At 56.5% G+C, this 23,605-nt stretch carries 26 protein-coding genes and 1 tRNA gene; 8 read left to right on the top strand and 19 right to left on the bottom strand.

Annotated features, from left to right (window positions below; all coding sequences use genetic code 11):
* The first annotated feature begins 80 nt into the window (after positions 1-80).
* From BJ917_RS14375 to BJ917_RS14365, 3 genes are all read left to right on the top strand, one after another.
* Positions 81-386 (top strand): hypothetical protein, encoded by a 306-nt coding sequence (locus BJ917_RS14375; RefSeq protein WP_121103685.1) that lies wholly within the window; start codon positions 81-83, stop codon positions 384-386.
* A 27-nt stretch (positions 387-413) separates the two neighbouring features.
* Positions 414-1,073, top strand: coding sequence for a hypothetical protein (locus BJ917_RS31780; protein ID WP_147432571.1), 660 nt, complete (start codon positions 414-416; stop codon positions 1,071-1,073).
* Between the two features lie 393 nt (positions 1,074-1,466).
* Positions 1,467-2,216: a restriction endonuclease gene (locus BJ917_RS14365; protein WP_121103683.1), complete on the top strand. Its 750-nt coding sequence runs from the start codon at positions 1,467-1,469 to the stop codon at positions 2,214-2,216.
* 59 nt (positions 2,217-2,275) lie between these two features.
* Here BJ917_RS14365 and BJ917_RS14360 read toward each other — a convergent pair whose 3' ends face one another.
* Positions 2,276-3,070: a DNA adenine methylase gene (locus BJ917_RS14360; RefSeq protein ID WP_121103682.1), complete on the bottom strand. Its 795-nt coding sequence runs from the start codon at positions 3,068-3,070 to the stop codon at positions 2,276-2,278.
* Positions 3,071-3,342: 272 nt separating this feature from the next.
* Between BJ917_RS14360 and BJ917_RS14355 the strand changes: the two genes are divergently transcribed.
* Entirely contained in the window at positions 3,343-3,687 is a 345-nt protein-coding gene (locus BJ917_RS14355) for a hypothetical protein (RefSeq protein WP_147432570.1), read from the top strand.
* 170 nt (positions 3,688-3,857) lie between these two features.
* Here the strand turns inward: BJ917_RS14355 and BJ917_RS14350 are convergent, their stop codons facing one another.
* From BJ917_RS14350 to BJ917_RS14325, 6 genes are all read right to left on the bottom strand, one after another.
* Entirely contained in the window at positions 3,858-4,394 is a 537-nt protein-coding gene (locus BJ917_RS14350) for a lysis system i-spanin subunit Rz (RefSeq protein WP_121103680.1), read from the bottom strand.
* Complete coding sequence (locus BJ917_RS14345) at positions 4,376-4,939, bottom strand: glycoside hydrolase family 19 protein (RefSeq protein ID WP_121103679.1); 564 nt, start codon at positions 4,937-4,939, stop codon at positions 4,376-4,378. Before BJ917_RS14345 ends, BJ917_RS14350 begins: the two co-directional genes overlap by 19 nt.
* Before the next feature lie 46 nt (positions 4,940-4,985).
* Entirely contained in the window at positions 4,986-6,035 is a 1,050-nt protein-coding gene (locus BJ917_RS14340) for a phage late control D family protein (RefSeq protein ID WP_121103678.1), read from the bottom strand.
* A gap of 83 nt (positions 6,036-6,118) precedes the next feature.
* Entirely contained in the window at positions 6,119-6,325 is a 207-nt protein-coding gene (locus BJ917_RS14335; RefSeq protein ID WP_121103677.1) for a tail protein X, read from the bottom strand.
* The gene (locus tag BJ917_RS14330) at positions 6,300-7,145 is read right to left on the bottom strand and encodes a phage tail protein (RefSeq protein ID WP_121103676.1); all 846 of its coding nucleotides are present in this window, start codon (positions 7,143-7,145) and stop codon (positions 6,300-6,302) included. Before BJ917_RS14330 ends, BJ917_RS14335 begins: the two co-directional genes overlap by 26 nt.
* A 9-nt stretch (positions 7,146-7,154) precedes the next feature.
* A complete protein-coding gene (locus tag BJ917_RS14325) occupies positions 7,155-9,551 on the bottom strand; it encodes a phage tail tape measure protein (protein WP_256658548.1) in 2,397 nt (798 codons plus the stop codon).
* Between BJ917_RS14325 and BJ917_RS14320 the strand changes: the two genes are divergently transcribed.
* Entirely contained in the window at positions 9,525-10,538 is a 1,014-nt protein-coding gene (locus BJ917_RS14320; protein ID WP_256658551.1) for a tyrosine-type recombinase/integrase, read from the top strand. The genes BJ917_RS14325 and BJ917_RS14320 overlap by 27 nt on opposite strands.
* Before the next feature lie 114 nt (positions 10,539-10,652).
* Here the strand turns inward: BJ917_RS14320 and BJ917_RS14315 are convergent, their stop codons facing one another.
* From BJ917_RS14315 to dapA, 6 genes are all read right to left on the bottom strand, one after another.
* Complete coding sequence (locus BJ917_RS14315) at positions 10,653-11,402, bottom strand: restriction endonuclease (protein WP_158602484.1); 750 nt, start codon at positions 11,400-11,402, stop codon at positions 10,653-10,655.
* Between the two features lie 222 nt (positions 11,403-11,624).
* Positions 11,625-11,714: transfer RNA gene (locus tag BJ917_RS14310), tRNA-Ser, on the bottom strand.
* 84 nt (positions 11,715-11,798) lie between these two features.
* Complete coding sequence (purC, locus tag BJ917_RS14305; RefSeq protein WP_060541247.1) at positions 11,799-12,512, bottom strand: phosphoribosylaminoimidazolesuccinocarboxamide synthase; 714 nt, start codon at positions 12,510-12,512, stop codon at positions 11,799-11,801.
* A 28-nt stretch (positions 12,513-12,540) separates the two neighbouring features.
* Positions 12,541-13,299, bottom strand: coding sequence for an MBL fold metallo-hydrolase (locus BJ917_RS14300; protein ID WP_096512990.1), 759 nt, complete (start codon positions 13,297-13,299; stop codon positions 12,541-12,543).
* Between the two features lie 4 nt (positions 13,300-13,303).
* Positions 13,304-14,419 (bottom strand): outer membrane protein assembly factor BamC, encoded by a 1,116-nt coding sequence (gene bamC, locus BJ917_RS14295; protein ID WP_096512991.1) that lies wholly within the window; start codon positions 14,417-14,419, stop codon positions 13,304-13,306.
* A gap of 17 nt (positions 14,420-14,436) precedes the next feature.
* On the bottom strand, positions 14,437-15,315 hold the full coding sequence (gene dapA, locus BJ917_RS14290) for a 4-hydroxy-tetrahydrodipicolinate synthase (RefSeq protein ID WP_096512992.1): 879 nt from the start codon (positions 15,313-15,315) through the stop codon (positions 14,437-14,439).
* 329 nt (positions 15,316-15,644) lie between these two features.
* Here dapA and BJ917_RS14280 point away from each other — a divergent pair, with 329 nt between their 5' ends.
* Together BJ917_RS14280 and BJ917_RS14275 are read left to right on the top strand one after the other, a co-directional pair.
* Positions 15,645-16,205, top strand: coding sequence for a glycine cleavage system protein R (locus BJ917_RS14280; RefSeq protein ID WP_056856013.1), 561 nt, complete (start codon positions 15,645-15,647; stop codon positions 16,203-16,205).
* An 11-nt stretch (positions 16,206-16,216) separates the two neighbouring features.
* On the top strand, positions 16,217-16,690 hold the full coding sequence (locus BJ917_RS14275) for a peroxiredoxin (RefSeq protein WP_096512994.1): 474 nt from the start codon (positions 16,217-16,219) through the stop codon (positions 16,688-16,690).
* A gap of 140 nt (positions 16,691-16,830) precedes the next feature.
* On the opposite strand, the gene BJ917_RS14270 is transcribed toward BJ917_RS14275, so the two are convergent.
* Together BJ917_RS14270 and BJ917_RS14265 are read right to left on the bottom strand one after the other, a co-directional pair.
* On the bottom strand, positions 16,831-17,901 hold the full coding sequence (locus tag BJ917_RS14270) for an AI-2E family transporter (RefSeq protein WP_096512995.1): 1,071 nt from the start codon (positions 17,899-17,901) through the stop codon (positions 16,831-16,833).
* 31 nt (positions 17,902-17,932) lie between these two features.
* On the bottom strand, positions 17,933-18,172 hold the full coding sequence (locus tag BJ917_RS14265) for a sulfurtransferase TusA family protein (protein ID WP_096512996.1): 240 nt from the start codon (positions 18,170-18,172) through the stop codon (positions 17,933-17,935).
* A gap of 98 nt (positions 18,173-18,270) precedes the next feature.
* Here BJ917_RS14265 and BJ917_RS14260 point away from each other — a divergent pair, with 98 nt between their 5' ends.
* Positions 18,271-19,704 (top strand): M48 family metalloprotease, encoded by a 1,434-nt coding sequence (locus tag BJ917_RS14260; RefSeq protein WP_096512997.1) that lies wholly within the window; start codon positions 18,271-18,273, stop codon positions 19,702-19,704.
* 80 nt (positions 19,705-19,784) lie between these two features.
* Here the strand turns inward: BJ917_RS14260 and BJ917_RS14255 are convergent, their stop codons facing one another.
* The 4 genes from BJ917_RS14255 to rpoE form a co-directional block, all read right to left on the bottom strand.
* Positions 19,785-21,212 carry a DegQ family serine endoprotease gene (locus tag BJ917_RS14255; protein ID WP_121103674.1) on the bottom strand — a complete coding sequence of 476 codons (1,428 nt, stop codon included), beginning with the start codon at positions 21,210-21,212 and terminating at the stop codon, positions 19,785-19,787.
* Positions 21,213-21,390: 178 nt separating this feature from the next.
* Positions 21,391-22,350: a MucB/RseB C-terminal domain-containing protein gene (locus BJ917_RS14250; protein WP_121103673.1), complete on the bottom strand. Its 960-nt coding sequence runs from the start codon at positions 22,348-22,350 to the stop codon at positions 21,391-21,393.
* Between the two features lie 8 nt (positions 22,351-22,358).
* Positions 22,359-22,946, bottom strand: a complete 588-nt coding sequence (locus BJ917_RS14245; RefSeq protein ID WP_096513000.1) for a sigma-E factor negative regulatory protein — start codon at positions 22,944-22,946, stop codon at positions 22,359-22,361.
* A gap of 31 nt (positions 22,947-22,977) precedes the next feature.
* The gene (rpoE, locus tag BJ917_RS14240; protein WP_003172477.1) at positions 22,978-23,559 is read right to left on the bottom strand and encodes an RNA polymerase sigma factor RpoE; all 582 of its coding nucleotides are present in this window, start codon (positions 23,557-23,559) and stop codon (positions 22,978-22,980) included.
* Between the last annotated feature and the right edge of the window lie 46 nt (positions 23,560-23,605).

Raw genomic sequence — 23,605 nt, 5'->3', positions numbered from 1 at the left:
AATCGATCATTACCCTTGCAGCGAATTGCCATCTCAATGACTATCATTCGCCTCAATGGGAAAATATTGGAATCAACTGCATGAATAGACGAAAAAGTGCTGGGCCTGAACGACCTCAAAAAATCCGTAAAAGTGGACCATTCGATTTATCGGTTGTTAAAGATAGCTACCCATTTTTCTCCCACTTGCTTGTAAACGCTGTTAGCCAGCTTGACGAACTCCCTGATTTTTCCGACGACGACAAAATCGCGGTAATGTCGGATTTCGGGGGAGAGCATCACGACGCCCACTTTACTACTTATTCGTTCCTAATTTTCGCCTACAACAAGATAGGACCTTTTACTGAACAAATTGAAAAGCTAAGGCAAAAACATAAAATACTTTAACCCTACAGCGAGTTTAAATTCAAGGACTTGAAATACGGCCCTAGAAGTAGAGCCCTACCTGACTTCCTTCAAACCATTGACAATTTTATTCACGGCTCACTTATCACAATAGCAATTGAAAGAAAAATAGAAACTGTATTTGGACCATCAAAAAAAGTAGCACACCCTTTTATTGAAGAGCAACTTTCTAGCTTAGGCCTGGGGACATGGAAAGGTGAGATCGGTGAAAAAGCGCTTCGAGTCTGCCACTCAATAGCTATATTTACAGCCTTGACCACTCATGAAAATCAACGTCTCCTCTGGTACTGCGACAACGACTCAATAAATGAGGACGGCCAAGAAAGGTCATTTGAAGACACACAAAAACTGTTCTCTCACGCACTCAGCATGTACTGCAAACATAAATTTGATCTTATAGGCTTCGCCAAATCCTTTGAAAGGAAATCGCATTTAGATGATTTATTAAGCGTACCAGACTTTGCCGCCGGCGTAATTCACGACATATTGAAATCACACCACTCCGGCGAAAGCAACATTCCAGGCTTTCCAAAAAAAGAAATACTGATCAAGTGGCTAGCTAAAAAAAGCAAGTTCCTCTCAAAAATAACCATTCAAATCAGCAAACTCCCAAACGGAGATATTGGTAGCGGCATAGTTAAGTTTACCCCAGCAAAACAAAATAAATAAAAATAGCAAAATGGTATGCTTGAGGCATTAAATAAATAGCGAGCGTAGTGCTCGCTGGAAGATCTGCACATCTGCTGCACATCTGCTGCGCATTAGTACAGTGAACGCTCCAGCCGTCCCGGACTACCTGTATCTAGATACACCCGAATAAAAACATACCTTATCGATCTAATTAGGCTTCACCTGCCCACTCTCCACCGCCCACCGCCCACTTCCCTGCTTTTAGACGAAAAGATTGCGAATCGTACACGCCGAGTCCGTCGGTGACTTCATGGACAATGATCTACTTTGAAGCCACAGTGGACACAATTTTAGCAAATGGGTAATGTCGCACATTGACTTCGCCCCCCGAATAAAAATACGTACTACTAGAGCTATTCAAGGAATATTTAAATGTGGAATTTTTGCGGTGATATTGAATATGAATGCCACAAATGCAAAATTCAAAACAGCATCCCTGTTGATGATTTCAGCATTGAATGCACTGGTGGCTCTGAAAGGTCAATGGGACCGGAAAGCATCTACGAGCTTATTTACGACCTGACCTGCACCAAATGTGGAAACGAAATTTCATTGAGCTTTGAAGCATCAGAATACCCAACGGAAATCCTTAACTTCATTCTTGACAATTCCACTGGCGCGGACACGCTAAGCGAACCAGGAATCCAATACTTACAAGAACTCTACCAGGCCGAAGATCTCGACTTACTTTGGCAATCAATCCCCGACCTGATCACAGCACTTAAAAGCAACCCAGCTCTAATAAGAGAAATATCATCTCGCGATTTCGAAGAATTGATCGCGGAAATATTTCGAAAAAAAGGCTTCCACGTTGAGCTCACCAAAAGAACCCGAGACGGCGGAAAAGATATTATCGCGATATCCACAGATAAACTTGGAATAAAAAGCAAATATTTCATTGAATGCAAACGCTATGCAGAAGACAACAAAGTCGGTGTAGAAGTTGTGAGAGCTCTACATGGCGTAAAACACACAAAAGAAGGGCCAAATAAAACGATTATAGCAACAACTTCTTCCTTTACGAAAGCCGCTAAAGACTTTGTTGACAATGAGATTTCCAGCAGCTGGGATATGGCACTTGCAGATTTTGATCAAATCATGAAATGGATTAATTCCCACTAAGCATAGTCTGGGCGGGGGGGGGAAACTCACCTCCGCCCTTTACTAAACACAACTTTTAACTAAAACAGGCCACCCAGTGCATCAGGTACCCAATTCAAGATTATCAATTCACCACTGATCTCAGCTTTAGCCTGGCGTTGATTCGTGTTGCTGTAGCGGATGTCCACCGTTTCGAAATGAAAGTCCTCGAACACCCGTCGGATATCTGGATGGTCGTTGATGCTGACCATAACCTTACCTTTGCAGCGGCGCATGAAGTCGGCCATCCGCTCGTAATTTTCGAACGGAAAGTCCACACCGTAGCCCGCGGTCTGCCAGTAAGGCGGATCCATGTAGTGAAAGGTATGGGCGCGGTCGTAGCGCTCCGCACATTCAAGCCAGGGAAGATTTTCGACGTAAGTACCGGACAGGCGCTGCCAGGCGGCCGAGAGGTTTTCCTCGATCCGCAGCAGGTTGATGGCCGGGCCAGTCGTGGCGGTACCGAACGTTTGCCCAGTGACCTTGCCGGCAAAGGCATGGTGCTGCAGGTAAAAGAATCGGGCGGCGCGCTGGATGTCGGTGAGGGTTTCGGGGCGGGTCATTTTCTGCCACTCGAACACCTGACGCGAGCTGAGTGCCCATTTGAACTGGCGCACAAACTCTTCAAGGTGGTTCTGCACGACGCGGTACAGCGTGACCAGGTCGCCGTTGATGTCATTCAGGACTTCAACGGGCGCTGCCTGGGGGCGCATGAAGTAGAGCGCGGCACCACCGGCAAAAACTTCGACGTAGCATTCGTGAGGCGGAAAAAGCGGAATGAGGCGGTCGGCCAGGCGGCGTTTACCGCCCATCCAAGGGATGATGGGTGTGGACATTGAGAGCAAGGCCTTTACTGTATGGATAAACAGGTGCCAGGCTCGCCGCGCTTTGTGCACGGAGCAAGAGCCTTGGCTGGACTTGCAGGGACAATCTGCGGGGACGGCGGCCGGAATGGATGTTGGCGCATCTATCCTGGCCGCTCTTTTTTCATTTCAATGTGAGTCGCTAAAAGTCGATTGGGAACGAGCCCGCAATTCGTCGACTCCTCCTCGCGCTATCGTCGCGCCTCGATTACTGTATATAAAAACAGTATTGGTTAGGCCTGATCATGGATCCTTATGAAATTGAAGACACCACCGATTGGCCCGGAAGTCCGACACCGCTCGATACCTGTCGACACCAGCTGCGGATGTATGAGAACGAATTCGACGAACTGAACCTGCAGCTACGTCAGGCTCGGGAGAAAATCTTCAAATTGGTCGAAATGCATGCGAAAGCCATCCAGGAGCGCGACGAGGCCATGGCAAATCTTCGTTCCCGATCCGGAGAAGCTGCGAACCTTCGCAAGGAGCTTTATGACCTTGAGATTTCAGAGAGATTTTATCAACGTGAGGCGCAGAAACTGCGCGAGATCCTGGATGGGCTTGTAGCTCAGCCGAAAACTGTTCTATGAGTGTTAGGCGGCTTAGCGCGACAGGCAATAGATCACCAACAAGACCGCTGAAATCCAGACAACAATCATCAGCTTGAACAAGCCAGTCAGTTTTTTATTCATTCCCCCACTCCAAGCTCAGGCGCTGTTTTCGGCCTCAGTGATTCACCGTAGCAAGAGTCATGAATCAATCAATGTGTAATCTCTCGCACGTAGGCTTGGCATGCCGCTAGGGCGATCAATCCTTGGTCGCCGGCATCGGTGATGCCGATAATTCGTTGAGCATGCGCAGGGTCAAGTTGGGCGCGCGCTCCTCCATGAACCACGCCGATGGCTTCGGTACCGGCTGGCACTGAACAGCGACTGGCTGCATCGGAGGCGTCGAGTAGGACTGACAGCCGTAGATCAGAAGTGGCAAGGCGATCACGCAGGAGAGCCTGGTTGCGTTGAGCATCGCTCAGTTCCTCGTAGTGGTTTTTTTCACTGGTCGACAGCCGCTGCTCAAGGGCCAGGCGATTGTCCTGTGCCGTGCGCAGCCGGTCTGCGGCGGCGTTGCTGATGGCGATCAGATCGTCCTTGTGGAGGCCGGCCTGTTCGGCGAGTTGCTTGCCGTAACGCCAGTCCTGAACCTTCCAGGCCGACGCGGCAGATCCGCCGATCAATGTAGTCATCAGAGCGCCAATGGCTAACAGCCGGTACGGTGCTGGGATCAGGTCGACGAGACGCATAACACTGCCCTCGCCCGCTCCCACAGCTGCAGACGATCCGCCAATCCATTTAGTCCGCCATTGATCTTGCGAGTGATCGCCTCGAACTCATCCCGATCCGCTAAGGAGCTCAGCTCGCGCACCCACCAGAACCACGCCGCCGACTCGGCCGCCCATTGTGGTTGCTCGAGCAGTTCGGGCGTGCGCAGCAAACGCTCGTCATTGAACAGTGCCAAGCTACAGCGCAGGTAGTTGCTGTGACCGGTGATCTGGATCAGGCCGCGACCACGATAGCGTTGACCATCGCCATCCGCTTCTGGGGTATTACCCAGCTTCACCGCCAGATTGCCGGTGTCGTATTTACTCAGGTACTGATCGCCGCCCAACTCACGAACGTACTGCAGTTGACCGGACTCGTGTCCGACCTGGGCGAGGAACGCCGCCTGGCGTTTCGGTGTGTTGATTTGCCGGTGGGACATGGCCACGTTTAAGGCGGATACAAAAACGCCCGCTTGGCGGCGGGCGTTCGGCATGATGCGTTGAAGTTGCTGCTCGGTTAACGGCATTCGCATTGCTCCTGTTTTGTGGCGGTGACACTTCGGCGGACACAGCTTATTGAGTCAGCGGTACCACCTTCAGATCCTTCGGTTGTTTTTTCTTCTTGCCCTTGGCCTTGGCTTTACCCTGCTTGCCGCCGTTGCACTCCACAGTGGTCGACCAGCCGGACTGGGTGTAAACCTGTTCGACTGAGTCCGTCAGGTACTCACCGTCGAGCCCGTCCTTGAAGCCCAAGGCATTGATCGACCGCTCGGCAAAGATGTCCGTGCGTCCGGGCATTTCCAAACGCACGCCGGCACCGGAGCGATTAAACGCGGCCAAGCGAGCCTTGGCCGCTGCCTCGGCAGCGGTTTTGTTGGGATAGATATGCCGGTCGGTGTGCACCGCCGGCAGGCCATCGGGTACGTCGTCGTTGTCCAGGGAGACAACGACCAGCTTCCCGTTCTTCTTGTCCTGATGCTTGGTCGCCACAGCCTTGTGCGCATTGCGATCACTCAGGCGAAATTGCCAACGACTGACATCACTGCGCATCAGGGTGATCGCTCCGAATGCCTTGCCGCTTGCGCTCTGCCCGCCTTGTCTCGGCATCACCAACAGCTTGCCTTCGGCCACCTTGGCGGTGCAGTCGTATTGTTTAGCCAGCCGGGTGAGGAAATTGAAGTCGGACTCGTTGAGTTGATCCGCCCGGACCACCTTGGTCGCCACCGGGCACACCGACTGCCAGCCATTACGCGCCGCAATGTCGGTCACGATGGTCGACAGCGGTACGTTTTCCCAACTGCCACTGCGGATAGTCTTGCCCGTGCCGCGCATGTCACTGGCCTTACCCTTGATCACCAAGGTGTCCGGTGGTCCCGAGACTTCGACTTCGTCCACCACATAACGGCCCATGCGGGCCAGCGACGTTTCGACATAGCCGAGATAGACCTCGATGCCGCTGCCGCGCGATGGGAGCGTCACCTGGCCATCGCGATCATCGATCCGCAATTCGAATTCGTCGGACTCCATCCCGGGCTTGTCCAGGGTGCGCAGCTGGATCAGCCGATCATTGATCAAGGCCGTGATATCGGCGCCATTGGCAACGATGCGAAACCTAGGGGTCATGGATTTTTTCCAAAAAAAAACCCGCGCAAGGCGGGTCAGAAAGTAAGGAACTTGAAGGAATCAAGCTGCACGAGTGTAGACCATCAATCCCAGAGGGTGACCTGTTCCTGCAGAGGTGCAGCCAGATCCGGTAGCGTGATCACCACGCCGGATCTATAGGGCTGCGGCTCATCGGCCAGGCCCTGATTGGCATCCAGCACCGCTTCGACACTGCCGTTCAAATGGCCGTAAAAGTCGTGGCAGATGGTGTCGAGCAGATCCCCATCAGACGTTCTGCATGTCGTCGCCATAACGCACAAACTCCAGAGTGAACCCTTGTTTTCGCGGAATTCCGCCATGCATCAGCGCACCCTGCTCTTCCGTGATGTTCTTCAGGCACCAGGTGCCCATGACATCTCCGTAGCCCGTGGTTAGGGTTAAGGGTTTCAGTTGAGCGCCAATGCTGCGCAAGGTATCGAGCTGCTTGAGCCCACCCTTGAAGCCCGGATAAATCGTACCCTTCAGGGTGATTTTCTCTTCACCGATTCCGACCGCTTGCTGCGCTGGTCGGCGCGACAGGCGTTCTTGCGAGGCCCAGCGAAACTCGGTCGAACGCGTGAGCTCGTCGAAGGCGGCCGTGTCCAGATTGAAGTAGTACGGCTGCGCCTTGGGATCCTGTGGCTGCAGGATCAGCAGGTGCGGAAACGGCTTCACCGCCTCCGGTGCCGGCGTGCCATCGGTGGCAAAAGCGCTGGTCGGCACGATGTTGGCCAGTGACGGACTGACCTTGCCGGCAATCGTGTTGATCGCCGTTGACGCCTTGCCCGCCTGCTCCTTTAATGTCCCCAGGCGCTCCTGCACCTCGGCGGCGGCACGGGTAGCCCGCCCGTAGGTGGCAACTACCTGACCGACCTTAGCCTGCGCCGCATCGACGCCGCGCATCACTCGCTGCAGCTTGGCGCCAATTGCAGGCCCCACGAATGGGATGTTTTCCAGCTCGGACGCCGCGCCGGTGATTTCACGGATCGCACCATTAACCGGGCCAAGCATGCCATCCGCACTGCGACGCCCGGTCTCCCCTGCTTCAACCAGGTATTTCAGGCCGGCCTGTAGCTGCTCCATGTAGGCCATGGATTCTCCTTACAAGTGGGGTTCATCGAACAGTTGGTTTGACGCACTCTGTTTCGCGGCATCGGCCATCATGCGCTGCATGTGCGGCATCAGATCCTGCGCGAGGCGTTGCGGATCTTTGACATCCCCTTGCACCGTGACCGGCATGCTCAAGGAATACTGAAACTGCTGATCCACTTTGGTCGGTGCCGGTTTCTCTGGCTCCTTCGGTTGGATCACCACCGCCGCCGGCTTGCTCGGCGCTGGCACAGCCAGTGCGCGCGCGACATCGCCCAAGGCTGGACTAGGTGGCGCGGCGGCAGCCGCCATCAACAACGCGTCTGGCTCGCTCGCCCCGTTGAAGGACCGTCCCATGGTGGCCAAACTTGGAACCGCCGGTCCCGGTCGAGGCGCCATTAGCAATGGTGTTGCCAGAGCCGCTGGTTTTTCCTCGCTGTCACCGAACCACAACTTGCCCGCGACACTGCCCAGGGCGGTACCGCCCATACTGCCCAGGTACGCACCCACCATCCCGCCAATCGCGGTACCGATGATGGGTACGACCGAACCGATGGCCGCCCCGGCCGCTGCACCGGCCATGGTGCCGGCCAGCGAGCCTGCCGCCGCACCGTAACCTTCGGCCTTTTCATCCTGAGTCTGGGCATTCTGGTAGGTGTCAAAGGCCATGCTGCCGGCTTCCAACAACGAGCCACCGGGAATCACCTTACCCAACTTGCCGACCTTGCCCACCGTTTCGGCAACAACTCCCAACTTTGCCAGAGCGCCGCCTTGCGCTAACAGCAAGGGTGGGCGCGGTACCGGAGCAGCCGGCCGAGGCACGGGTGCCGGAGACGCGGGTACCGGCGGCCGTGGTAATGAGACTGCAGGTCGTGGTGCTGGAATCGACGCAGGTGGCCTGGGCACAGACATCGGCGGGCGCGGGAATGTTGCTGGTCGTGGCATGGGTACCGGTGAACGTGATGGACCTATCGGCCGAGGCGGCATGGCGACCCGGCGCCGGCGCAATGAATTACGGGAAGCCCCACGAGCCCGTTCCCGCCTTTCCAACGGCCCACCGCCGCCACCCATGGCTGCCGCATTTACCACAAACACCTTCCTGACGGCGCCGTCTTCTAGACCGACCTGCACATCACCGTCTTCGCTGGCTTCTTTGGCGAGCGACACCACCTTGAGCCCAGTCGACACCAAGTCGAAACCACCAGCTTTCTTACCCTCCTGCCCGTCAGCTGTTTCACCGGATTCGGGCGACCCTTTAATGGCTGCCACAGCTTTCAGGCCCGTCTCGACCAAGGACAGGGCCTTGCCCGTCTTGCCCTTGAGCTCTGTTCCCGGCGCGACACGATCACCCTCCAACGAGTTGGTGATGAAGACTTTCTGCACCTCGTCGGACTTGCCTTTGCCGAGTGTCCCGCGCGCCAGGTTGAACAAACCTTTGCCAATCTTGTACGAGCTGAACAGCGTTTTCAGCGCCAGAAACCCACCGCCGACTGCCGCGATGCCGGTGACCACACCGGGTGAACTGTCCGACAGCGCGGTAATGCCTTTGGTGACTTTGGTCAGGCCTTCGGCCACGGAATCCGTCACCGGGCGCAAGGCATCGCCGACACTGCGCATGGCGTCATCCATCGACTGCGCCATCTCCGCCCATTTCTGCGACGACGATTCACGCCGCTCGGCGAGGTTTTTGTCGAGGATGCCTGACGCTTCGCGTGAGTCGTTTTTCAGTTGGCTGTACAGCGCCTTGTTCTGCAGGTAAGCCGAGAGCGCTGCCTTGACCTGCATGTCTGCGAACAGGTCACCGGTACGCAGGGCCTCTTCGAGCGAGGCCATCATGGCCTTGGCCTTTTCCGGATCGGCTTCCTTGCTGATTTTCGATGTCGCCTCAGCCATCAGTGCCGCGCGTTTCGGGTCGGTGGCCTGAATGTACTTCTGCGCCAACGCCATGCTGGATTCCAGCGTCGACATGCCGTTCTGCAAACCGGTCTGCATCGAGCCCTTGTAGTCGATGCCGGCCTTTTGATAGGCCGCCACGGTGTCGGTTGAGCCGATCTTGCCCATCCAGTTTTTCAGGTTGTTCGCCGCCTCATCGGCGCCGCCGGCGGTTTTCATCTGCACCTGCAGCATGGCGCCCAGCTGCGTCACCGCGTCCATGCCGGTGATGTTCAGGTTACCCATGTTCGACAACAACTCAGGGAACCAGCGGGCCATGTCGACCGCCTCAAAACTACCGGCCTGCCCTTGATAGGCAATGGCTTCTAGCGCCTGCTGCATCTGCGCGGCGTCGGTAATTTTGGCGTTCTGCCCGAGGGCATTGATCATCTTCGCCGTATCGGCCCCATTCGATCCTTGGCCAACGGCAAACTTGGCCGCCACCGGGGCATATTCCAGAGCCTTGGCCAGGTCCATGCCGGCGCCGACCAGTTGGTTAAGCGCACAGTAAAGGAAGGCATTGATCGATGGCTGGAGGTTCAGCGCGCACTCAAAGCATCGAGCACGGTCGTCAACTACGTGAGCAAGGCTGTGCACGTTGAGAACAAATTCGGTAAACGCCGAATCGTCGACATCAGCAAAAGCGATATCGAGTTGTTCCAGGCGCAGCTGCTCAAGCAAGGGCTGGCTCCAAAGACGGTAAATGACATTTTCACCGTCGTACGCGGAGTCTGGGCTGACGCCTTCGGCGACGGCATCCTGAAAGCCAACCCGCTCGACAGGATCAGCAACGTCGGATCGGACGTCGACCTGGAACACGCCGACCCATTCAGTCGCACGGAGATCGAGTTGATAGGCAAAGCGGATCCCGACCGACGATCTGATACTCGCATGATCGAGTTCAACTGCTGGGCAGGGCTGTCTCTTTCTGAATTGATCGGACTCGCCGTTGAAGACGTTGATCTTGAAGCCGGCCTAGTGCACGTTCGCCGGGCATTGGTCGTCGGTGAATTCAAAGTCCCTAAAGAGCGTTCCAGGGTGCGAGTCGTCGAACTGATAGACCCCGCTCTCGACCTGATGCGGGAAATTATCGCCGCCGCCAAAGATGCACCCAGTGTTGATATCACGGTGATTCAGCGCGACAACATCACTTCGAAGAAGATGAAGGTCAGGTTCCTTTTCCGCAGCTCCACCAGCGGTCTGCTCTGGAGCGGCAAGACATTGAGCAACTGGTTCACCGCGCATCTGAAAAAGGCAGATGTGCGCCACCGCGGAGCTAACCAGTGTCGACACACCTTCGCTAGTCAGATGCTGTCGAGCTATGTCCCCGTCGAATGGGTAGCGAGACAACTTGGCCATGCCGACACAACTATGGTGAGAAAGCACTATGGGAGATGGATACCGAAGGACACCAAGAGCATGGCGGGTATCGTGTCGAAAATGCTTGGGTTTAGAGATGAGTGAAATAGGCAGCCCCCCTAAATTTGGGGCTCAGCTAACTGCATCGATATCAACGCGCAGGTCAATTCACGCCTGAGTTACGACAGATTGCATTTTCCCCTAACTCTTTATGTTAGGTCATTCCGCATAGCGGTCTCTAAGCACTCGGAACTCTGCAAGCGCAGATTCGCCATAAGCTAACGAACTATCAAGAAACTCTCTGTATGCAGTCTCATCCAAGATGTGATCTGGGATCGTGCTCAACATCGGATCTGGTTCAAGCCGTGCGCGTAGCGGTAATGTAGGAATAGGATTTCTTCCAAGCCTTCGACTATAAGGACCAAGTGACTGCATGATCATGCCGAACAGATCGTATTTGTCCTTCAGCGCGATGAATGCCGACTTGTCAATCTCCGACATTTTTTCGAACCAACGAGGGAGGAATGGCTCAGCGTACGTCATCAACCCGTCTAGTTTTTGGTGGATCTGCTTTGTGAAGAATTCCTCGAACCAACTCTCTTCGAAAATATCTTGAAATTCTTGCCAGGTAACAAGTTTCAAATTCGTCAAATCGCTAGCCGATACGGCTCCTGATTGGAATCCCTCCATCGAAATGATGTAACCGATGTTGGCACCAATATCTTGAACTACTGTTCGGAATCCGTGTACGACGTTTTGCGGGATGCGCGATCTCCAGTACTTGCACTCACATGCAATGGCATACTTCCGACCGCGCACTGTTTCCTCCGCGTATACGTCTAGCTCCACTGCCCCACGAACAGCCGGAGTTTTTTTCTCCACTTCGACGTCGAAACCGCATTCCTCAAGAATACGACCAACTTGGGTCTGCAATGCCTGCCAACTGTCAGGAACGTTTCGACTGATCATTACGACATAATTCCTTTGAGCCACTTCAGTCATGAAAGGAAGAAGCGGACAGCAACCATTCGGATTTGAGATGACAAAACCCTGTCCAGACCCAGGCGCAGACCAGCCTATAGCGGTACTGACGCTGCACATTTTGCCCTAAAAATGCCCTAACTCAATCGCCAGAAACGAAAAAGCCCCTGAAATGTCTAACCATTTCAGGGGCTTAGTCTTTTTCAATAATGGCGGAGAGATAGGGATTCGAACCCTAGGTACCGGTGAAGGTACAACGGATTTCGAATCCGTCCCATTCGGCCACTCTGGCATCTCTCCAACGGCGCGCATCATAACAACACTTTCGCCGGAAGCGAACCCCCTTTCGCGAAATATTTCTGTGCTATCAGATGCTTGCGTCGATTAAAGCGGTACGCCCAGACGATTGGCCACTTCTTCATAGGCTTCGATGACGTCACCGAGGCCCTGGCGGAAGCGGTCCTTGTCCATTTTCTTCTTGGTGTCCTTGTCCCAGAGGCGGCAGCCGTCCGGGCTGAACTCGTCGCCCAGCACGATGGAGCCATCGCTGAACACGCCGAACTCCAGCTTGAAATCCACCAGCAACAGGCCAGCGTCGTCGAACAGTTTGCTCAGGATTTCATTGACCTTGAGCGACAACTCTTTCATGCGGACCAGCTGCTCGGCGGTGCCCCAGCCGAATGCCACGACGTGGGATTCGTTGATGAACGGGTCGCCCTTGGCGTCGTCCTTCAGGAACAGTTCGAAGGTGTAAGGATTGAGCTTCATGCCCTCTTCGACACCCAGGCGCTTGACCAGGCTGCCGGCGGCGTAGTTACGCACGACGCACTCGACCGGGATCATGTCCAGCTTCTTCACCAGGCACTCGTTGTCGCCCAGCAGTTTGTCGAATTGGGTCGGCACACCGGCCGCTTCGAGTTTCTGCATGATGAAGGCGTTGAACTTGTTGTTCACCATGCCTTTGCGGTCGAGCTGTTCGATGCGCTTGCCGTCGAACGCCGAGGTGTCGTTGCGAAACAGCAGGATCAAGCGGTCAGCGTCATCGGTCTTGTAAACCGATTTGGCTTTGCCGCGGTAGAGTTCTTCACGTTTTTCCATGATGGGCTCCGCTTGCTAAGTAGATGGGCTAGGCGATATATCGCCAGTCGAGCCCTGAATCTTGATCGGCCAGTTGCAGCCAGTCCGGGTCGCACCCGAGGGTGTCGACAAAACATTGCCGGGCCAGCTGCGGCAGGTTGTTCTTGCTGCTCAGATGGGCCAGGACCAGGTGTTGCAGGCCTTGCCAGCCCAACTCGGCCACCAGGAATGCCGCCTGATGGTTGTTCAAATGTCCCAGTTCGCCGCCCACCCGTTGCTTGAGAAAGTACGGGTAGTGACCGCGAGCCAGCATGTCACGGCAATGGTTGGCCTCGATCATCAATGCATCGAGATCCCGATAACCGTCCAATACCTTGTTGCAATACGATCCCAGGTCGGTCAACAGGCCGAAACGCCGCTCACCATCACTGAATACATATTGCGTCGGCTCCTGCGCATCGTGGGCCACGGCAATGACGCTGATGCTCAAGTCGCCGACCTGCAGTTGCTCACCGCCCGCCAGAAAACCTGCGGGTTCGATGGGTTTGCGCATCCCGCGCAAGGTGCCGCGACTGAGGTAGACAGGCAGATTGTAACGCCGAGACAGCAAACCCACGCCATGCACGTGGTCGGCATGTTCGTGGGTCACGAGTATCGCACTCAACTGTGCAGGGTTCACACCCAGGCGCAGCAGGCGTTTTTCGGTTTCCCGCAGGGAGAAACCACAATCCACCAGTACATACGTATCAGCGCTGGCTATCAGCGTGCCGTTCCCTTGGCTACCGCTGCCGAGAACGGCAAAACGCATGTGATCAGCCCAGATTGTCCTGAATCACGGTCAACACTTTACGCGCCACATCGGCCGGCGCCACGGTGTTGATGTTTTTCTCGACGGTGACCTGGACGCTGTCACCCACCTTGCTCAGGCGAACCTGATAACGCTCGGCGCGAGCTTCAAGTTCTTCCTTGTTCGGCTTGCCGCCGAACAGACCACTGAAGAAACCTGGCTTGTCGTCCTTCTTCTCGGCTTTTTCAGCCAGGTTGATGTAGTACAGGCCCAGGCTGCGGTTGATGTCTTCAACACGCCATTCGCCCTGTTCCAATGCACGGCCGACGCTCGACCAGGCGCGATCCAGGTCGGTACCGACGTTCAGGACAGGGTTACCGCTGCCGTCCACGCTCAGGCTGACACGGCTCGGGGTGTCGAAATCACGGGAGGCCAGCATGGAGACCGAACCGCCCTTCTCCGAACTGCGGCTCATGCTCGCGAGCATGTCATCGACCAGTGCCGCGTCCAGGCCGGTATTGACCGAACGGTTGGTAAAGGCCACGTCGGCGGTGCTGCCGGCAGGACGCTCGGCACTGACCACGTAGACTTCGCTGGTATTGCGCTGCACGCCTGGCTCGATACGTACCCGAACGCGGGTTTCGCTGTCGGTGCTGACGCCCGCCGCGCTCAGGCGCTTGGCCATGGCAGCCGACAGCTCGTCGGAATGCTGCCAGGTCGTGGTGAACTCGCCGGTTTGCGGACGTTGCTCATCAAGACGGAAGCCGTTGTCCTGGAAGAACTGGACAGCCACTGGCCAGACCTCAGCCGGGGAATTCTGCGCAAGGATCGAACGCGAATCGCCGCTCTTCTGCAGGGAATAGGCACTGGCGTCGGCTGCGGCGGACAATGGCTGCGGCCGAGGAACGATGTACTCACCCTTGGCAGTGTCATCAGCCACGTTGCGCGGGATCGGCAATAGCGGGTCCAGACGCTTGGCGGTTTTGACGTCCGGTGGCATTTGCATCGGTGCAGTCTGTTTCGCTTCCAGGTAATCGCTACCACGGTCACGGAAATAACCTTCCGGGCCCCAGATCCATCCGCAGCCACTGGTGCTGGAGATAATCAAGGCAAGTGCGGAAAGTCCGGCCATTCGCTTCATGCGTTGTACTTCCTCAATTAAACCAGGACGCCGGACAGGCGCATGGCCTGGCGCAGCGGTTCGTGACATTCAGCGCTGAGCCAGGTGAGCGGCAGACGGATACCGTCCGGCATCAAGCCCATTTCATGCAGCGCCCATTTCACGGGAATAGGGTTGGATTCGATAAACAGGGTTTTATTGAGTGGCATCAGCTTTTCATGAATGGCACGCGCCTTCTCGGCATCGCCGTTCAGGGCGGCGATGCACAGGTCAGCCATATCGCGAGGGGCGACGTTGGCGGTGACCGAAATATTGCCCTTGCCGCCCAGCAGGATCAGCTCGACAGCGGTGGCATCGTCACCGGAGATCACCAGGAAATTGCTGCTGACACCGTCGATGATCGCTTTGGCGCGCTTCAGGTCGCCGGTGGCTTCCTTGATGCCGATGATGTTCTTGACGGTCGACAGGCGGATCACGGTCTCGGCCTGCATGTCGCATGCGGTGCGACCTGGCACGTTATAGAGGATCTGCGGGATGTCGACGGCCTCGGCGATGGCCTTGAAGTGCTGGTACAGGCCTTCCTGGGTCGGCTTGTTGTAGTACGGCGTGACCAGCAGGCAGGCGTCGGCGCCGGCGTTCTTCGCGTTGGTGGTCAGCTCGATGGCTTCGCGGGTCGAATTGGCGCCGGTACCGGCGATCACCGGAATGCGGCCATTGACCTGCTTCACGACGCGACGGATGACTTCGATGTGTTCGTTCACATCAAGGGTGGCCGATTCACCTGTGGTACCGACCGCCACGATAGCGTGGGTGCCGTTTTGCAGGTGAAAGTCCACCAGTTTGCTCAAGCTGTCCCAATCGAGACGACCTTGTGCATCCATGGGTGTGACCAGTGCCACCATACTGCCCGCAATCATGCAACCGCTCCTGCCGGAAAAAGAGAGCCGTAATGGTACTGGCGCCAAGATGCTTGTACAAGCGAAGTACTGCGCTGCCGCCATTCCCCTTGGCGCTGCTTTTCGCTACCCTTCAGACTTTGATCGGTACTGACAAGCTCGTACGTCGGGTTTCAGCCTCCATTTTCGGCATCACAAGCCCCATTCCAGCGCGTCCACCTCTCGCTCCTGCCATACTGGAGCACGTTGCGACCTGCGCCTGGGGCTTTCTGAGTTCGCATCCGCAGGCTCGTACCCCGGTAAAACAAGCCGATAGAAGTACCGACCGCTCATCGCTTTAGGAATGCTGCATGTCCACCCCCACAGTTCGCGAACAATTCCTTGTCATCAGTGCCCTCGGCGCCAACCCCATGGAGCTGACTAACGTCCTGTGCCGCGCCAGCCATGAAAATCGTTGCGCCGTGGTCACCTCTCGCCTGACCCGTCACGGCGAGTGCAGTGCGTTGGTCCTTGAAGTCTCGGGTAGTTGGGACGCCCTGGCACGTCTGGAAGGCAGCCTGCCAGTGCTGGCAAAACGGCACGCCTTCACCGTCAACGTGGTGCGCAGCGCCGCCCTGGAGAACCGTCCCCAGGCGCTGCCGTACGTTGCGTATGTCAGCTCGGCCTACCGCTCGGACATCATCAACGAGCTGTGCCAGTTCTTCATGGATCACAACGTCGAGCTGGAAAACCTGACCTGCGATACCTATCAGGCGCCGCAAACCGGCGGCACCATGCTCAATGCCACGTTTACCGTGACCTTGCCGGCCGGCGTGCAAATCAGTTGGTTGCGCGATCAGTTCCTGGATTTCGCCGATGCGCTGAACCTGGATGCCCTGATCGAACCGTGGCGCCCACAAAACCCAATGTAAGGAAGCTTTTCATGGCCGTTGCCATCGACCAACCGGTTGCCGACTTCGAAGCACCCGCCACCAGCGGGCAAACCGTCAGCCTGGCGGCGCTCAGAGGCAAGCAGGTGGTGATCTACTTTTATCCGAAGGACAGTACTCCGGGTTGCACGACCCAGGGCCAGGGCTTTCGCGATCAGCTTGAAGCTTTTAAAGCAGCCAACACCGAAGTGTTCGGCGTGTCCCGCGACAGCCTGAAGTCCCACGAGAACTTCAAGACCAAGCAAGCGTTCACGTTCGAACTGATCAGCGACAAGGAAGAAGCGCTTTGCCAGCTGTTCGACGTGATCAAGTTGAAGAAGCTCTATGGCAAGGAATACATGGGCGTGGATCGCAGTACATTCCTGATCGACAAGAATGGCGTATTGCGCCAGGAATGGCGTGGCGTGAAAGTGCCGGGGCATGTGGATGCTGTTCTGGCGGCTGCTCAGGCATTGAACAAGGCCTGATTTCTCTGGCGCCAGCCCTGACGCCTTCCCGAGCAGGCTCGGTCCCACATTAGTTTCGTGTTCACCACGAACTTACCTGAGGGAGCGAGCCTGCTCGCGAAGAGGCCATCAGCCCTCACCGAACAAATCAGAGCAACCAGCTACAACAACGGCGCCACCACCGGCTCCTTGCGCGGCCAGGCGTCCAGCACGGCCTTGAACAGGGTCGCCAGGGGTATCGCAAAGAACACCCCCCAGAATCCCCACAACCCGCCAAACAACAACACCGCACAGATGATTGCCACCGGATGCAGGTTGACCGCTTCCGAAAACAGCAACGGCACCAGCACGTTGCCATCCAGTGTCTGGATGATCCCGTAAACCGCCATCAAATAGATGAATTGATCGCTCCAGCCCCACTGGAACAGCGCAATCAAAAACACCGGCACGGTCACCACCACGGCCCCGACATAGGGCACCACCACCGACACGCCTACCAGCAATGCCAGCAGCGCTGCGTAATTGAGTTCCAACACGACAAAGGCGATGTAGGTCACGCCACCGCAAATGAAAATCTCGATGACCTTGCCACGAATGTAGTTGGCGATCTGCCGGTTCATTTCATGGGCGACACGGGTGATCAGCGCTCGCTCCCGGGGTAGATAACCGCGCACCCACTGCCCGATCATCGCCCGGTCCTTGAGGAAGAAAAACACCAGAATCGGCACCAGCACCAGATAGATCATCATGTTGACCAACAGCGGCAGGCTCGACAGCGAGAACGTCAACGCCCACTGCCCGAACTTGCCGATCTCGCCCCGCGCCACTTCGATGGCCTGCAGGACCTGTTCGTCAGACACCAGATGCGGGTAGCGTTCCGGTAGCAGCAGTAGCAGCGATTGCCACTTGGCAAGCATGCCCGGCAACTCGTTGAACAAGGTGATCAACTGATGCCAGAGCAGCGGCACCACGACCACGATGAACACCAGCAACACCCCCATGAACAGTGCGAAGACCAATCCCACCGCGGCCCCGCCCGGCATACGCAGGCGTTCGAGCGTCAACACCAGTCCCTGCATCAGGTACGCCAGCACCATCCCGGCCAGCACCGGTGCCAGCATGCCGCCGAGGGTCAGCACGGCGGTGAACGCCAGGAACAGCAGAACTGCCAGAACCACAGCCTCTTCATCGGAGAAGTAGCGCTGAATCCAGTCGCGTAACACTTTGAACATCAATAATCCTTAAGAACAAATGCCGCAGGTTTCAGGCTTTTTTCAACCAATAGCGGTACACGCCCGCTTCATCTTCTTCGCGAAGCAGCGTATGACCCGCCAATCGGGCAAAGGTGCGAAAGTCGCGCTGAGAACCCGCATCGGTGGCAATCACTTTGAGCACTGCTCCACTGGTCATCCGATTGAGTTCCATCTTGGCCTTGAGCAACGGCAACGGGCAATTCAAGCCACTGGCGTCCAGCTCAACGTCATGGGCTACAGCGTCGGTCATTGCATCACTCCGGTTCAGGCAGTTGGGTTGCCTAGAATATCTGGTCGCAAGGCCGGTGTCCGGCTACAGTAAGGTCTTTGTCGACTAAGGCTTTGTGCATGACTTTCCTGCGCCCTACCCTGCTGACGCTCGCTTGCCTGCTCGCTTCACCGGGCTTCGCCGACGACCTGCCGTCACTCGGCGACGCCAGTTCTGCCATTGTCTCGCCGCAGCAGGAATACCAGTTGGGCCGCGCGTGGCTGGCACTGTTGCGCAGCCAGGTATCGCAGCTCAACGATCCGCAGCTCAAGGACTATGTCGAATCCAGCGTCTACCGACTGGTGGAGACCAGTCAGGTCAATGACCGGCGCCTGGAATTCATCCTGATCAACAGTCCGCAACTCAACGCCTTCGCGGCGCCGGGCGGGATTGTCGGGGTCAACGGCGGCTTGTTCCTCAATGCCCAGACCGAGGGTGAGTACGCCTCGGTACTGGCTCACGAACTGGCTCACTTGTCGCAGCGCCACTTTGCCCGTGGCGTCGAAGCCCAACAGCGCATGCAAGTGCCCATGATGGCCGCATTACTGGCCGGGATCGTGATTGCCGCGGCCGGTGCCGGTGATGCCGGGATCGCCGCCATTGCCGGTACTCAGGCAGCGGCGCTTCAGGAACAGCGGCGCTTCTCGCGTCAAAACGAACAGGAAGCCGATCGCATCGGCATCCTCAATCTGGAAAAAGCCGGCTACGATCCCCGCTCCATGCCAACCATGTTCGAGCGTCTGGGCCGACAGTATCGCTACGATGCCAAGCCACCGGAATTCCTGCTGACTCACCCTGTGACCGAATCGCGTATCGCCGACACCCGCAACCGCGCTGAACAGGCGCCGCAGGGCGGCATCGAAGACTCCCTGCGCTATCAACTGATTCGCGCACGGGTTCAACTGACCTATGAGGAAACCCCGGGATTGGGTGCCAAGCGCTTCCGCGCGCAACTGGATGAAAACCCCAAAAGCGATGTCGCACGCTACGGATTGGCAATCGCTCAGGTCAAGGGCGGCCAACTGAACGAGGCACGGGAAAACCTCAAGCTGCTGCTGGCGAAATCGCCTAACGAGATCATTTACAACCTCGCGCAAATCGATCTGGATATCACCAACAATCGTCTGGCGGAAGCGCAAACCCGGGTGGACCGAATGTTGACTCAGTACCCCGGCAACTATCCGCTGAACCAGGTGCGCGTCGACCTTCTGTTGAAACAGAACCGCGCCGCCGATGCCGAAAAAGCACTGGAAGGCCTGCTCAAGTCGCGCCCGGACGATCCAGACGTGTGGTATCAGGTGGCCGAGACTCGCGGCCTGTCGGGCAACATCATCGGCCTGCATCAGGCTCGCGCCGAATACTTCGCCCTGGTCGGTGACTATCGCCAGGCCATCCAGCAACTGGATTTCGCCAAGCGCAAGGCTGGCAGCAACTTCCCGTTGACGTCGCGAATCGATGCCCGTCAGCGAGAGTTGATGGAGCAGGAGCGCATGATCAAGGACATGATGGGCTGAAGACTTCACAAATCATTGATTTATCAAGCGCAAAAAAACCGCCTCTTTCGAGGCGGTTTTTCATTCAGTCAGCAACCGGATCATTCAGCCAGTTTGAAAGTAATGAAGCTGGCGCGACCTTGGCGCAAGACCCGCATCGACACCGAGCGATTCTTCGGCAATGCCTTGGCGATGTCAGTAAATTGCTTGGTGGATTCGATCGCCTGGTTGTTCAGGTGAGTAATCACATCACCCGGCTGCAAGCCGATCATCGCAGCAGGCCCCTCCTGAACCTCCTTGATCACCACGCCGCCTTTGAGGTCGTAGGTCTTCTTCTGCTCGGCGGTCAGCTCGACGACCGAAACACCGAGACGATTGCTATTGCTCTCGATGCCCGATTTCGGTAGCTCATCCAGCTCTTTGTCTTCGTCCGGAATAGCGCCGACCGTCACTTCGACATTCTTGCGCTTGCCCTCACGAATCACTTCAAGATTGGCCTTGGAGCCAGCCTTCAATGCACCCACCAGATGCGGCAGATCGGCGGACATCACGATTGGTTGACCATTCATGCTCAGGATCACGTCGCCGACTTGCAGACCACCCTTCGCTGCCGGGCCGTCATCCTGGATCTGAGCGACCAGGGCACCGGCCGGCTTTTCCAGACCGAACGACTCGGCCAGATCCTTGCTTACTTCCTGGATCACTACGCCCAACCAGCCACGGCTGACTTTGCCGCCGCTTTTCAGCTGATTGGAAACGTCCATGGCCACGTCGATGGGGATCGCGAACGACACGCCCATGAAGCCGCCGGAACGGGTGTAGATCTGTGAGTTGATCCCGACCACTTCGCCATTGAGGTTGAACAGTGGCCCACCGGAGTTACCCGGGTTGATCGGCACGTCGGTCTGAATAAACGGCACATAGTTTTCATTTGGCAGGCTACGGCCGACGGCACTGACGATGCCCTGGGTCACCGTATGGTCAAAGCCAAATGGCGAACCGATCGCCACGACCCATTGGCCGGCCTTCAGATCCTGGGATTTACCGAGTTTCAGGACCGGTAGGTCCTTGCCTTCGATTTTCAGTAGCGCCACGTCGGAACGTGGGTCGGTGCCGACCAGCTTGGCCTTCATTTCGCTGCGGTCGGCGAGACGCACGAGAATCTCGTCGGCATCAGCGATTACGTGGTTGTTGGTCAGGATGTAGCCGTCGGACGAGATGATGAAACCCGAGCCCAGGGATTGGGCTTCACGTTGACGATCGCCTCGGGGCGTGCGCGGTTGTGGTGGCATGCCGCGTTCAAAAAACTCGCGCAGCATCGGTGGCAAGCCTTCGAGGTCAGGCATCTGCTGGTTCACTTTGCGGTCCGGCAGTTTCTGCGTGGTACTGATGTTCACCACCGCAGGCGAGGCCTGCTCGACCAACTGGGTGAAGTCCGGCAATTCGACTGCTTGCGCAGTGACCGCCTGACCAAGCACCAGCACGGTGGCAAAAATGGACAGATAAGACTTCAAGCGTGGTATCGACATACGGCTCCCGTTACGACGAGCATGGTTAAGCGATATGGATCAAGGAACACCGGGAAAGATACGCCGGTATTTTTGTTCCGGGAACAACAAACAAGGCCAGAGCCGAGGGGCTCTGACCTATAAAAAATTTTGAGGGTATTTGCAAATTGAAATGCTCACGAAACATTTCGACTTCAGCTCACTGCTTGCTGGCAGCGGCATCATTACGCATGGATAACGCAATTCGTTCAGCGGTACCTGCAGGGATCTCACCGACCACTGTCACCAATATTTCGCCTTGGGGTGTGGTCAAGCGGCGGGAAACCGCTACAGTGGGCCCCAGCTGAGTCCGGGTATCGGTAACTGCTGCGCCATTCAATGGCTCCAGGAACACCGAAAAACGCGCCAGGCCATCGTCAAACAGCAGGCTGCTGACCTGGGTTTTAGTCTCCGGATCCTTGCGCGCCGTGCTACTTGTCAGCTCGAAACCAGGTGGTAACCAGTCTGAATGCCAGACCTGTGCTGCTTTGACTGCGGAAGCCTTGTCACTTTCGAGATTGACTGCTTTGCAATCGGCGCCAGGCTGCAATTCGCTATCGGAGGGAACATTGACGGTATCAAGCTGCGTGAACTGGAATCGCTCCAGTAATCGCCCCTTGTCATCGAGCAGCAACGACTTGAGCGGCAGTCCGGTTTCTTTATCCAGATGCAGTTCAAACCCGTAACGGTGTTGATCGCGAGGCGTCAGTGAAACAATCACTGCCGCTCGCCCGGCCACGCGCGACTTGCCTATGACAGCAAGGTCATACCAATTCTTGAGCTTTTGAGGATCGAGGGCACGAGCAGCGGAGTTTGGCGAATCCCCCAGCCCGGCTATCAGGGCGCCGCTGACGCATTGAGTATGCCCATCAATGCGCACGACTTCCTGCGCAGAGCCGTCGAGCTGGAGTAACCGCTCGCGGACTTTGCCATCCTGGACGCGGTGCCAGATGTTATGGGTAGAAAAACTACCGTTACGCTCGTAGACGAAGGTACCGTGAAAGCTTTGCTGCTGCTCGGCCTGACCAAGACGGGTCAGCCAGTCCTGAGCTTCATCGGCGTGGGCTGGAACAACTAACCAGCCACTCAGCAGAAGCGAAAGTAGAGGTATGGCGCGCATGATCCTCCTTAACGGTTTTCCAGGCTCGCTGCACGAGCGTAAGGCAGAGCGCTCTCAGTACCTTTCAGTGCAGCCTGTTGAGCATGTTGGCGCAAGTAGCCTGGCAAACGTTGATCCTGCGAGCCTGGCTGACCCTGCAGTACGCCGTTGACCATAGGGCCAGTGGCTTCCGAACTCTCATTGTAGCCTGCCAGTACAGCCGGGCCCTTTATTTGAGGAGCGGCCAGATTCTGTTGGCTGGATTGCTGCGCCAGTTCGACTCCAGCGATCTCGTCGTGGTTGTACAGACGAACACCTGCCAACACGGCAAGCGTGACCGAAGCTGCTACGGCCAGACGACCCAGGCTGCGCCATGGACCACGGGTGGCTTTTGCCGGCACGGTTTCGTCAGCCAGAGCTGCAGAAACAGCCGCTGCAATATCCAGACGTGGCAGCAGCAGATCCTTGTGCATCGCTGCCCGAGCGATCTGATAACGAGCCCAGGTTTCACGGGTTTCAACATCGTCGCAGGCACTGAGTACCCGACGCAGTTCCAATTCGTCCGCTTCGTTATCCATCACTGCGGACAGCGATTCCTGCAGGGCTTCACGACTCATGGCGTTCCTCTCTTGGCTGTCGCCGCTGTCACTAGTTTTCCTGCAACAACGGCTGCAGGGCTTTATCGATGGCCTCCCGGGCGCGGAAGATCCGGGAGCGCACGGTGCCCACCGGACATTGCATGACACTCGCAATGTCCTCGTAACTCAGACCATCGAATTCACGTAAAGTTAAAGCCGTACGCAAATCTTCCGGCAGTTGCTGAATGGTTCGATGGACGGTGCCTTCGATCTCATCCCGCAGCAAAGCCCGTTCTGGCGACTCGAGATCCTTGAGGCCATGATCGCCATCGTAGAACTCTGCATCCTCGGAACTGACATCGCTATCCGGCGGCCGACGGCCGCGTGAAACCAGATAGTTTTTCGCCGTGTTGATGGCGATGCGGTAAAGCCACGTATAAAACGCGCTGTCTCCGCGAAAATTTCCAAGCGCCCGGTACGCCTTGATAAAGGCTTCCTGCGCCACATCCTGGGCTTCATGGGTGTCGTGCACGAAACGCACGATCAACCCGAGAATTTTGTGCTGGTATTTCAGCACTAGCAGATCGAAAGCACGCTTGTCGCCGCGCTGAACGCGTTCGACCAGTTGCTGATCCTCTTCCTGGGTTAGCATGAACACTCCTCGATAAGCTCGGAGGAGGCTTGCATAACTAAACGAC

This window comes from Pseudomonas sp. WPR_5_2, from assembly GCF_003634475.1.
GTDB classification, from domain to species: domain Bacteria; phylum Pseudomonadota; class Gammaproteobacteria; order Pseudomonadales; family Pseudomonadaceae; genus Aquipseudomonas; species Aquipseudomonas izuensis.
The sequence above is the reverse complement of the archived record's forward strand: the minus strand, read 5'-3'. Positions and strand labels throughout refer to the sequence as shown.